6 protein-coding genes and 1 pseudogene are annotated in these 12,328 nt (G+C 43.2%); all 7 read left to right on the top strand.

The window, feature by feature from the left end; genetic code table 11:
• The first annotated feature begins 859 nt into the window (after nucleotides 1-859).
• The 7 genes and pseudogenes from mutA to lpdA all read left to right on the top strand — a co-directional run bounded on the left by mutA (nucleotide 860) and on the right by lpdA (nucleotide 12,303).
• Nucleotides 860-2,746, top strand: coding sequence for a methylmalonyl-CoA mutase small subunit (gene mutA / locus C511_RS0106595; protein WP_027317960.1), 1,887 nt, complete (start codon nucleotides 860-862; stop codon nucleotides 2,744-2,746).
• A 15-nt stretch (nucleotides 2,747-2,761) separates the two neighbouring features.
• The gene (scpA, locus tag C511_RS0106590) at nucleotides 2,762-4,906 is read left to right on the top strand and encodes a methylmalonyl-CoA mutase (protein WP_024997487.1); all 2,145 of its coding nucleotides are present in this window, start codon (nucleotides 2,762-2,764) and stop codon (nucleotides 4,904-4,906) included.
• Nucleotides 4,907-5,162: 256 nt separating this feature from the next.
• A pseudogene (locus C511_RS0106585) lies at nucleotides 5,163-7,303 on the top strand (DNA topoisomerase 3).
• A 115-nt stretch (nucleotides 7,304-7,418) separates the two neighbouring features.
• Nucleotides 7,419-8,387: a thiamine pyrophosphate-dependent dehydrogenase E1 component subunit alpha gene (locus C511_RS0106580; RefSeq protein WP_024997485.1), complete on the top strand. Its 969-nt coding sequence runs from the start codon at nucleotides 7,419-7,421 to the stop codon at nucleotides 8,385-8,387.
• A 59-nt stretch (nucleotides 8,388-8,446) separates the two neighbouring features.
• Complete coding sequence (locus C511_RS0106575; protein ID WP_024997484.1) at nucleotides 8,447-9,448, top strand: alpha-ketoacid dehydrogenase subunit beta; 1,002 nt, start codon at nucleotides 8,447-8,449, stop codon at nucleotides 9,446-9,448.
• 12 nt (nucleotides 9,449-9,460) lie between these two features.
• A complete protein-coding gene (locus C511_RS0106570; protein ID WP_024997483.1) occupies nucleotides 9,461-10,561 on the top strand; it encodes a dihydrolipoamide acetyltransferase in 1,101 nt (366 codons plus the stop codon).
• Nucleotides 10,562-10,599: 38 nt separating this feature from the next.
• Nucleotides 10,600-12,303, top strand: a complete 1,704-nt coding sequence (gene lpdA, locus C511_RS0106565) for a dihydrolipoyl dehydrogenase (RefSeq protein WP_024997482.1) — start codon at nucleotides 10,600-10,602, stop codon at nucleotides 12,301-12,303.
• Nucleotides 12,304-12,328 lie beyond the last annotated feature (25 nt).

Raw genomic sequence — 12,328 nt, 5'->3', positions numbered from 1 at the left:
GCTTTCTTCTTCCTTCAAATCTTGAACTAAATTTAAAGAACCAAGGTTTGGTTTTTCAATCAAACATAAATCTACCCGTTTGTTCCCTTAGAACGTTTTGCAAAAATATATATAAAAAATGTGTTCTACAAGATATAGATCATTTTTTACTCGGATTTATTTTTTATTCGCGATTTTCTAAGAACAAGAAACGATTGTAAATGTTTGTAAGATTAAAATAGGTCCAAGTGTGACTAATCGTTTTATCTAGTATATGTATTAACATATTGAAGAAAGAGACTACGTATTCTAACTATGTAGCAATGTCTAATGTGTAAATTAAATTTATAATAAAATATTTGTGATGGATTTACGTGTTTGAAATTTTGGGAATAAGTAACCTATTGGCTTACATTTTTTTTGCTAAATTGAAATTGGTTATTGTAAATACACTATACATGGTAAACTTTTAAATAAAAAATAATGTTTTGAAAATATTTATAAAAAAACATTGTATTATGACTGCACTATTTCTGTGTTTAGAAGCATCTTATGCTCCTTTAAAAAATAAATCAGAATTATATTTCATGTTTTTTTGTGATCTTGTTTTTCAGTTGTATCTCATTCTAATAAGTAGAATAAAATTCTGTAAGTTTGAAATATTGTTCTGACCCGTCAAGCAGGCCAGCGCTAAATTACGTCAATTTGCAATCTACAAATGCCAAAAGAGCCTCACAGGTAGCTTCTCATTATCAATTTTCTATAAAATAAGTACCTCGTTTTAAGTTATTCAGTATATTTGCAAGCCTTATTCGTTTCATTCAATAAGCAGATTAAAGAATAAATATACTATTATTATATTTAAATATTTAAATAAACTATGGCAGACAGTAAAGAAAAACTCTTCTCGGACTTCGCTCCCGTAACCACAGAAAAGTGGATGGAGAAAGTAACAGCCGACCTTAAAGGGGCTGATTATGAGAAGAAACTCGTTTGGAAAACAAACGAAGGCTTTAAAGTGAAACCTTTCTACCGCATGGAAGACCTCGAGGGCTTGAAAACCGTTGATGCACTTCCGGGTGAATTTCCTTACCTGAGAGGTACCAAGAAAAGCAATGTATGGTTGGTGCGTCAGGATATCAATGTGGTTGATCCGGTAGAGGCTAACAAAAAAGCGCTGGACATTCTGATGAAAGGAATCGATTCTCTTTCTTTCCGTATCGACTCCAAAGATCTGAAAGCAGAAGTGATTGAAACTCTGTTGAAGGATATTTGCGCAGAGAACGTAGAGCTGAACTTCTCAACTTGCCAACGACATGTGGTAGAGCTGGCTCAACTTCTGGTGGCTTATTTCGAGAAGAAAGACTATGACTTGAAGAAGCTGCAAGGATCTATTAACTATGATTATTTTAATAAGATGCTTGTTGACGGTAAAGAAAAGGGTGATTTGATTCAAACAGCCAAATCTCTTATCGAAGCCGTTCAACCTCTTCCTTTCTACCGAGTGCTCAATGTAAATGCACTTACCTTGAACAATGCCGGTGCTTATATTTCTCAGGAACTGGGTTATGCGCTCGCTTGGGGAAATGAATATCTTCGTCAGCTTACTGATGCCGGTTTACCTGCAACTGTGGTAGCTAAGAAAATCAAATTCAACTTCGGTATCAGTTCTAATTATTTCCTTGAAATAGCTAAGTTCCGTGCTGCTCGTATGTTGTGGGCCAATATCGTTGCTTCTTATGAACCAACTTGCCTGCGCGACTGCGATAATAAAGGTGAAAACGATGAATGCCGCTGTGCTGCTAAAATGAAAGTACATGCTGAAACAAGTACATTCAATATGACTTTGTTTGATGCGCATGTAAACTTGTTGCGTACTCAGACTGAAGCGATGAGTGCTGCGTTGGCAGGTGTAGATTCAATCACGGTAACTCCGTTTGATAAGGTTTACCAAAACCCCGATGAGTTCTCTGAACGTTTGGCACGTAACCAACAGCTGCTTCTTAAAGAAGAGTCTCACCTCGACAAAGTGGTTGACCCCGCAGCCGGTTCTTATTATGTTGAGAACCTAACTGTTGCCATTGCACAGCAGGCTTGGGATCTTTTCCTTGAAGTAGAAGATAAAGGCGGTTTCTACATGGCATTAACTGCCGGAACTGTTCAGGCTGCTGTTAACGCAAGTTGCGCAGCTCGCCACAAAGCAGTAGCACAACGCAAGGAAGTGTTGCTCGGAACCAATCAATTCCCTAACTTCTCTGAAAAAGCAGGCGAAAAGAAACCGGCTGATGCCGATTGTTCTTGCGGATGCGAGCATAAGGAAATTGCCACGGTGAAATTGCAACGTGCAGCAAGTGAATTCGAAGCTTTACGTCTGGAAACAGAAGCAGCTGCCAAACGTCCGAAAGCATTTATGCTTACCATCGGTAACTTGGCTATGCGTCAGGCTCGTGCTCAGTTCTCTTGCAACTTCTTGGGATGTGCCGGATACGAGGTGGTTGATAACCTCGGCTTTGAATCAGTTGAAGCCGGTGTTGAAGCGGCTATGGCTGCCAATGCAGACATTGTGGTTCTTTGTTCAAGCGATGACGAATACGTTGAATATGCAGTTCCTGCCTTTAAGGCACTCAACGGCCGTGCCATGTTTATCGTAGCCGGAGCACCTGCCAACATGGACGAGCTCAAGGCTGCCGGAATCGAGAACTTTATTCACGTACGTGTTAATGTGCTTGAAACACTGAGAGAGTATAACGCAAAGCTGTTGAAATAAAAAGGAAATAAGAACATGCGACCAAATTTTAAAAACTTAGATATATATGCTGCTTTTCAGCCTGTGAACGGTGCTGAATGGCAAAAGGCAAACGGTATTCAGGCCGACTGGAAAACTCCGGAGCACATCAATGTGAAGCCTGTTTATACAAAAGAAGACCTCGAAGGAATGGAACACTTGGGCTATGCTGCTGGTCTTCCTCCTTATTTACGTGGTCCTTACTCGGTGATGTACACGTTGCGTCCCTGGACCATCCGTCAGTATGCCGGATTCTCTACTGCAGAAGAATCAAATGCTTTCTATCGCCGTAACTTGGCCTCTGGTCAGAAGGGTCTTTCTGTTGCGTTCGACCTTGCTACACACCGTGGCTACGACCCCGATCACGAACGTGTGGTTGGCGACGTAGGTAAGGCGGGTGTTTCTATCTGTTCATTGGAGAATATGAAGGTTTTGTTCGATGGTATTCCTTTGAATAAGATGTCTGTTTCAATGACAATGAACGGTGCCGTGCTTCCTATCATGGCGTTTTATATCAATGCCGGACTGGAACAGGGTGCTAAATTGGAAGAAATGGCCGGAACTATTCAGAATGATATCTTGAAAGAGTTTATGGTGCGTAACACTTATATTTATCCACCTGCATTCTCTATGAAGATTATCTCTGACATCTTTGAGTATACTTCTCAAAAGATGCCTAAGTTCAACTCTATTTCTATCTCGGGTTACCACATGCAGGAAGCAGGTGCTACTGCCGATATCGAGCTGGCTTACACGTTGGCCGACGGTTTGGAGTATCTTCGTGCCGGTGTGGCTGCGGGTATCGATATCGATGCTTTCGCTCCTCGTCTTTCTTTCTTCTGGGCTATCGGTATGAACCACTTTATGGAAATAGCCAAGATGCGTGCTGCACGTATGCTTTGGGCAAGAATCGTAAAACAGTTCAACCCGAAAAACTCTAAATCACTGGCGTTGCGTACGCACTCGCAAACTTCGGGTTGGTCACTTACCGAGCAAGATCCGTTCAACAACATTGGCCGTACTTGTATCGAGGCTATGGCTGCTGCTTTGGGACATACTCAGTCTTTGCACACCAATGCGCTCGATGAGGCTATTGCTTTGCCTACTGATTTCTCTGCTCGTATTGCCCGTAACACTCAGATCTATATTCAGGAAGAAACTTACATCTGCAAGAACGTTGACCCATGGGGTGGTTCTTACTATGTAGAGAGTCTGACAAACGAGTTGGCGCACAAGGCTTGGGAATTGATTGAGGAAGTTGAGAAGCTGGGCGGTATGGCTAAGGCTATCGAAACAGGTATCCCCAAGATGCGTATCGAAGAGGCTGCTGCTCGTGCACAGGCTCGTATCGACTCTGGTTCGCAAACCATTGTAGGTGTTAACAAATATCGTCTCGAAAAAGAGGCTCCTATTGATATTCTTGAGATTGATAACACGGCTGTTCGTAAAGAACAGATTGAGCGTTTGAAGGAACTCAAGGAAGGTCGTGACGAAGCAAAAGTTCAGGCTGCTCTCGATGCCATCACCAAATGTGTGGAAACAAAAGAGGGTAACTTGCTTGAACTGGCTGTTGAAGCAGCTCGTGTACGTGCTACTTTAGGTGAGATTTCTTATGCGTGCGAAAAGATTGTAGGACGTTATAAAGCAGTAATCAGAACTATATCAGGCGTGTATTCATCAGAAAGTAAAAACGATGCAGACTTCAAGCGTGCTTGTGAACTAGCCGATAAGTTTGCCAAGAAAGAGGGACGTCAACCTCGTATCATGATTGCAAAAATGGGACAAGACGGTCACGACCGTGGTGCCAAGGTTGTTGCAACAGGTTATGCTGATTGCGGATTCGATGTGGATATGGGACCGTTGTTCCAGACTCCGGCCGAAGCTGCACGCGAAGCCGTTGAAAATGACGTGCATGTAGTAGGTGTTTCTTCACTGGCTGCGGGACACAAAACTCTTATTCCTCAAATTATTGAGGAACTTAAGAAGTTAGGTCGCGAAGATATTATAGTTATTGCCGGCGGTGTAATTCCGGCGCAGGACTATGATTTCCTTTACAAATCGGGTGTAGCAGCTATCTTTGGTCCCGGTTCTCCGGTTGCCAAGGCTGCTTGTCAGATTCTGGAGATACTCATGGAAGACTAAAAACTCTTTCGGGTTTTAGATAAATAAAAGAGGTAGCAGGGTAAACTTGCTACCTCTTTTTGTTCTTTGTTATAAAATTAATTAAATAGGGCGTAACTCTTAAACTATGTTATAAAGCATGCGTTTTCGCACACGAAGCTTGCAAATGCCAAAAAAGTGCGTACCTTTGCAATGTGTTTTTCATAGTATTAGATTTAAGGTTAACAAAGGTTGGAGTCAGGCGTGACTCCTTTTTTTTTGTCCATCCCTTTCAACTATCCCCTATTTTCCATACCTTTGCTTCTACAATAAAAAGACAGAATGATAGTTTGCATTGCCGAAAAGCCTTCAGTGGCGCGTGATATTGCCGATGTACTCGGAGCTAAAATCAAAAAAGACGGATACATAGAAGGAAACGGATACCAGGTTACCTGGACGTTTGGTCATTTGTGCACATTAAAAGAGCCGCACGAATACACTCCTTCTTGGAAATCATGGAACTTAAGCAGTTTACCCATGATTCCGCCTCGCTTTGGTATAAAGCTGATCAGTAATCCTACTTATGAGAAGCAGTTTCACACCATCGAGAAATTGATGCAGCAGGCCGATGAAATTATCAACTGCGGTGATGCCGGACAAGAAGGGGAACTTATTCAACGTTGGGTCATGCAAAAGGCGGGAGCAAAGTGTCCGGTGAAACGTTTGTGGATTTCTTCACTGACGGAGGAGGCTATTCGCGAAGGCTTTTCTAAACTAAAGGATCAATCGGAGTTTCAGCCGCTTTATGAAGCCGGACTGTCACGCGCTATCGGTGACTGGACGCTGGGCATGAATGCTACTCGTTTGTATACCATCAAATATGGGCAAGGCAAACAGGTGCTTTCCATCGGACGGGTGCAGACTCCTACGTTGGCGCTCATAGTGAACCGTCAACTTGAAATTGAGAATTTTACCCCTAAGCAATACTGGGAACTCAAAACGGTGTATCGGGATACTACTTTCTCGGCTATCATTAAGAAGAGTGAGGAGGAGGTGTTGCTTGAGGAAGAGAAGAAGGGTGATGCAGCCAATAAGAAAGTGGAACCCAATCCGGGTATCGATCCTATTGAGAACCGGGAGCAGGGCATGGCACTGTTGGAACAAATCAAAGAGGCTCCTTTTGAAGTAACCGGCGTAAACAGGAAAGAGGGAAAAGAGTTTCCTCCTCGTTTGTTTGACCTTACTTCTTTGCAGGTGGAATGCAATAAGAAGTTTGGCTACTCGGCAGACGAAACATTGAAGTTGATTCAGGCTCTGTACGAGAAGAAGGTGGCTACTTATCCGCGCGTGGATACTACTTTTCTGAGTGAAGATATTTATCCCAAGTGCCCCGGTATTTTAAAGGGTTTGCGTGATTATACTGTCTACACGGCTCCTTTGGAGGGAAAACCGTTGACTAAATCAAAAAAAGTATTCGATAATGCGAAGGTGACCGATCACCACGCTATTATTCCTACAGGGGTTCATCCGCAGGCATTAACGGATATGGAACGACGCGTGTTCGACTTGATTGCCCGCCGTTTCATCGCTGTGTTCTATCCTGACTGTAAGGTGGCTACCACTACCGTATTGGGTGAGGTGGATCAGATTGAATTCAAAGTTACGGGAAAGCAGATTCTGGATCCGGGGTGGCGCGTGGTCTTTGCCAAGGAAACTTCTGAAGAAAAAGAGCTTGAGGAGGAGGAAAATGTATTGCCTGCCTTTGTGAAAGGAGAGAGCGGACCGCATGTGCCCGATTTGTACGAGAAATGGACTCAACCTCCGCGTCCGTATACCGAAGCTACGTTATTGCGTGCCATGGAAACGGCAGGTAAGTTGGTCGATAATGATGAATTACGCGATGCCTTAAAGGAAAATGGTATAGGTCGCCCGTCTACTCGTGCTGCTATAATAGAAACGTTGTTTAAACGCAATTATATTCGTAAAGAACGAAAAAACCTCATTGCCACTCCAACAGGTGTGGAACTGATTCAACTTATTCGCGAAGAGCTATTAAAATCGGCTGAGTTAACTGGCTTGTGGGAGAAGAAACTGCGGGAAATAGAGAAGCGCACGTATGATGCACACCAGTTTTTAGAGGAGCTGAAGCAAATGGTTACGGAAGTGGTGATGACGGTGTTGGCAGATAATACCAACCGTCGCATTACGATTCAGGAAGCCGTTACTCTGCAGGAAAAGGAACCCAAGAAGCGTGAGCGCAAGGCCACAACTCCGAAACCGAAGAAAGAGAAAGGTGCCGCATCATTGCCGACCTCTATGTCCGTAGCGGCGGGACAAGTGTGTCCGCTTTGTGGTAAGGGAACTATCATTCGGGGCAAAACAGCTTACGGTTGCTCGGAATGGAGGAACGGCTGTAGCTTCCGTCATCCGCTGGATTAGTTTATCCAAAATACCTATACCACTGTTAAAATGATAAAAGGCCTGAACAATCTGTATCGTTTATCGTTCGTTATGTAGAATGATTCTATATAATCTATAGTAATACGATTAGTTTATGGCAAAAATACCAAAGGAAAAGTTACTGCACATGCACAGGCTGATGCTTGACATTCGTAACTTTGATAATAAAGTGAACCAAATGGTTAAAAAGGGGCAGGTACCTGGAATGACTCACTTCTCTGTGGGCGAGGAAGCTGCCAATGTGGGTGCTATTGCAGCAATCGGACAACAAGATTTCATCACTTCCAATCACCGTGGACATGGACAGAGTATAGCCATGGAGATTGACCTGAACGGAATGATGGCCGAAATTATGGGAAAAGCTACCGGAACTTGTAAAGGCAAAGGCGGCTCCATGCATATTGCTGATTTGGACAATGGCAATCTTGGTGCCAATGGCATTGTTGGCGGAGGCATGGGAATGGCTATTGGTGCTGCGTTAACTCAAAAAATGAAAAATACAGGGAAAATTGTTCTTTGTTGTTTTGGCGACGGGGCTTGTAATGAAGGTACTTTTCATGAAACACTCAACCTTGCTTCTATCTGGAAGCTTCCCGTTATCTTCTATTCCATTAACAACTTCTATGGTATCAGTACCCCGATAAAGAATGTTATTAACGTTGACTATAATTATCAAAGAGCATCTGCTTACGGTATTCCCGGACATTTTATTGAAGACGGTAACGATGTAGTTGCTGTGTACGAGAAAGTGCAAGAGGCTGTGGACTATGTGCGCAACGGTAATGGACCTGTATTGGTTGAAAGTCTTACCTATCGTTGGTTTGGGCACTCTACTTCAGATCCCGGTAAATATCGTACCAAGGAGGAGGTTGATAGTTGGAAAAAGAAAGATCCTATCGTGAAATTCAGGAATTATCTTGTTGATAATAACCTCGCTACCGCACAAGAACTTGATGAGCTGGATGTGCAGTCGAAAGCGGCTGTGGAAGATGCTGTTAAGTTTGCATTGAGTAGCCCGGAACCATCTTATGAATCGGCTTTTGAAGATGTTTTTGCCGATTGATTTTCAGCATCATATTTAAGGTTGCAAGTTGTATAATAATAAAAAAGAATACGATATAAATGAATAACGAAACCAAATTAATGTCTGTCAGAGATGCCATTATTATGGCTATGTCTGAAGAAATGCGTAGCGATGAAAACGTATTTCTCATGGGTGAGGACGTCGGTATTTTCGGTGGAGATTTCGGTACTTCGGTAGGGATGCTTGAAGAGTTCGGTGCGGAACGTATACGTGACACACCTATTTCAGAAAATGCCATCTCGGGTTGTGCTATCGGTGCAGCGATGACCGGTATGCGTCCCATTGTTGATGTTACTTTCATGGATTTTGTAGTTTACATGATGGATAACATTGTTAATCAGGCGGCTAAAACGCGTTATATGTTTGGAGGAAAAGGGCAGGTACCTGTTGTGTTTCGCTGTGCAGCTGGCTCTGGTGTAGGGTCTGCGGCGCAACATTCGCAGTCGCTTGAGTCGTGGTTTTGCCACATTCCCGGATTAAAGGTCGTTGCTCCGGGTACTCCTGCTGATGTTAAAGGGCTTCTGAAAGCTTCTATTCGTGACAACAATCCGGTTATTTTTATTGAATACAAAGCCCAATACAACATGAAAGGTGAGGTTCCTCTTGATCCCGATTTTGTGCTTCCTTTAGGAAAGGCTGATCTGAAAAGGGAAGGAAAGGATGTGACGGTGATTACTTACGGACGTATGCTCGACCGGGTGTTACAAGCGGCCGATCAGGTTCGTGATACTGAAGGAATAAGTGTTGAGGTTGTTGACTTGCGTACACTGATTCCTCTTGATAAAGAAGCTATTTTGGAGTCAGTGAAGAAAACCGGACGCGTTTTATTGGTGAATGATGCGCATAAAACCAACGGGTTTATCGGTGAGGTGTCTGCTATTATTTCAGAAAGTGAAGCTTTTGATTATCTGGATGGCCCTATTTTACGTTTGGCTGCAGAAGATATTCCGGTCCCATATAATCAGGCTCTTGAAACGGCTATGATTCCGAGTGTTGAGCGTATAAAGAAATATATCCTCAAATTAGTGAACAATAGGTAAAGGAGGGGGAAGATGGAAGAACTAAAATTTAGAGCAACCCCTGCGGCACGTGCTTTGGCCAAGCGTTTGGGAGTCAGTCTCCTAAACGTAGAAGGTACAGGGCCAAAAGGGCGTATACATAAAAACGATGTAGCGGGATTTAATTATGTGAAAAAAATACATGTTTCTCCTTTAGCTCGTCGCGTTGCAGAAGAACAACATATTGATTTAAATGGCATTAGCGGGTCTGGGCACAATGGTAAAATCATGAAGGATGATGTGCTTGCGTTGGTGTCTGATCCGCAGGTGAAAGCCTTCTTTACCCGTGATGAGTTGTATGGAACACCTCCTGCCGGGATAAAAGTCGCTGTTGCTGCGAAAGCTGCTACTAATGCACAAGCTTCTCAGCAAGTTGCTGCTGTAAGTAACTCAACTGATGAAACGGAAATGGTTCCGATGAGTATGATGAGAAAGGTGATAGCGCGGCGTATGTCTGAGAGTTATTTTGGTGCGCCTACTTTCATGCAGACTTGGGAGGTGGACATGACGGAGATGAATGCTTTACGTGCCAAACTGATTGAACCCATTATGGAGAAGACGGGAAAGAAAATCACAGTCACTGATTTGCTTTCATTGGCACTGGTACGTATGCTGTTGAAACATAAGTATATCAATTCAAGTCTCTCGGAAGACGGCAATCAAATTATTTTTCACAATTACGTGAACTTGGCTGTTGCTGTTGGCTTGGAAGAAGGATTGATTGTTCCCGTTGTAAAACATGCTGAAAAAATGTCACTCAGCGAATTGGTGGTCGCTATCAAAGATTTGACTGCACGTACTGTCTCTAAAAAATTGTTACCCGACGAACAAATGGGAAGTACATTTACAATCAGTAATTTAGGTATGTATGGTGTGAGTCATTTTTCTGCTATTATCAATCAACCCAATGCGGCGATTCTTAGTGTAGCGGCAACTGTGAAAAAACCGGTCGTTATCAATAATGAAATCGTTATTCGTCCGATGATGAACATGAGTCTGACAAGTGATCACCGACTGATTGACGGTTTGGTGGCGGCTAAATTTATGACGGATTTAAAGGCTTTGATTGAAAATCCGTTCTCGTTATTGATTTGATGGGTAACTAGTTCATGATAATATAAAAATAAAAAGATATGGCTTTTGAAGTAATTATGCCTAAAGCGGGAATTGATATGACCGAAGGGCAAATCGTAAAATGGCTGAAACAAGAAGGTGATACGGTCACGGAAGGGGAGATTATTCTTGAGATTATGACCGACAAAACGAGTATGGAGATTGAAGCTGAGGCTTCTGGAGTTTTGTTGAAAATACTCCGCCATGCGGGCGATATGGTTCCTGTAACCGAAGTGATTGCTTATATCGGACAGCCGGGTGAGTCATTGGAGACTTTATCTGACGAAGAGGTTCCTGCTCCCAAACCGGTGGCTGAACAAGAACCTTTGGCCTCGGTGGCCGATGACGAGTATCACGTGGCTGTGATCGGAGGTGGCCCTGCCGGATATTTTGCTGCCATTCGTGCTGCGCAGTTGGGAGCCAAGGTGGCTATCATTGAAAAGAGATGGTACGGAGGTACTTGTTTAAATGTGGGTTGTATACCTACCAAAACGTATTTGAAGAACGCTGAAATTATTGAGGCTATCGAGATGGGAGCAGCCCGCGGTATTAATTTTGCCAGCACAAAATACTCCATCGATATGAATCAGGTGGTGAAATTCAAAGACGGTGTGGTGAAGAGGCTTACCATGGGCGTTGAAGCGTTGCTGAAAAGTAATGGTGTGGATGTTTTCCGTGGGGTGGCCAAAATTAATAAGAACAAAGATGTGGTGGTTGACGGTAACCGAATTATTAAGGCTGATAAAATCATATTAGCAGGTGGTTCTAAGGTTTCTCGAATCAATATTCCCGGCATTGACAATCCTCGTATTCTGTCAAGTGATGAACTTCTTTCATTGAAGGAAGTACCTGAAACACTGACTGTAATTGGTGGTGGTGTGATTGGTGTGGAGATGGCTTTGGCCATGCATGCCATTGGTAGTAAAGTGACCATTGTCGAAATGATGGACCGAATAGTTCCGGCAATTGATTCCGAAGCGTCTAAAGTACTGGCGGATACGTTGAAAAAGAAAGGTATTAAGATTCTGAACTCCGTTTCTATTGTTGGTATTGAAGAAGCAAAAAATAAGCTTCAGGTAAAATTGGCTAACGGTGAGGTGATTGAATCTGATAAAGCTCTTCTTTCTATCGGGCGCGTTCCTGATTTAGAGGGGGTAGGCGAAATTGAGTTCGAGACCGAGCGTGGAAAGATTAAGGTTGATTCGTTTATGGAAACTAGCGTAAAAGGTATTTATGCGCCGGGTGACGTGAACGGTATTAAGATGTTGGCACATGTTGCTTTCCGTATGGGTGAGGTGGCTGCCGAAAACGCAGTGAAAGGTAATCATCGTGAAGTGAAACTGGCTTCTGCTCCTTCGGTAGTGTACACCATACCTGAGGTTGCCATGGTTGGATTGACCGAAGAACAAGCTCGTGAGAAGTATGACATCAGGGTTGGACGTTTTGATTTTGCAGCCAACGGACGTGCCATGGCTTCCGGTGATAATCTGGGCTTTGTAAAAGTAATTGCCGATGCCAAATACGGTGAGATTCTGGGGGTTCATATCGTTGGACCTACAGCTGCTGAAATGATCAATCAAGCTGCTGCATTGATGGAGTTGGAGATAACAGTCGATGAGGTTGTGAAGGTGATTTATGGACACCCTACGTATTCAGAAGCTTTATATGAGGCTTTTGCCGATGTGTTGGGTGAGTCTATACATATCCCGAAAAAGAAATCTTAACCGGAATTTTACTATACATGATAAA

It is taken from the genome of Bacteroides graminisolvens DSM 19988 = JCM 15093 (assembly GCF_000428125.1).
In the GTDB taxonomy this organism is placed as follows: Bacteria; Bacteroidota; Bacteroidia; order Bacteroidales; family Bacteroidaceae; genus Bacteroides; species Bacteroides graminisolvens.
Note: the sequence above shows the minus strand (reverse complement) of the source record. Positions and strands in the feature narration are given on the sequence as shown.

Coding starts and splice junctions, on each gene's coding strand:
- mutA (WP_027317960.1), top strand. CDS start 860: ATGGCAGACAGTAAAGAAAAACTCTTCTCGGACTTCGCTCCCGTAACC.
- C511_RS0106580 (WP_024997485.1), top strand. CDS start 7,419: ATGGCAAAAATACCAAAGGAAAAGTTACTGCACATGCACAGGCTGATG.
- scpA (WP_024997487.1), top strand. CDS start 2,762: ATGCGACCAAATTTTAAAAACTTAGATATATATGCTGCTTTTCAGCCT.
- C511_RS0106575 (WP_024997484.1), top strand. CDS start 8,447: ATGAATAACGAAACCAAATTAATGTCTGTCAGAGATGCCATTATTATG.
- C511_RS0106570 (WP_024997483.1), top strand. CDS start 9,461: ATGGAAGAACTAAAATTTAGAGCAACCCCTGCGGCACGTGCTTTGGCC.
- lpdA (WP_024997482.1), top strand. CDS start 10,600: ATGGCTTTTGAAGTAATTATGCCTAAAGCGGGAATTGATATGACCGAA.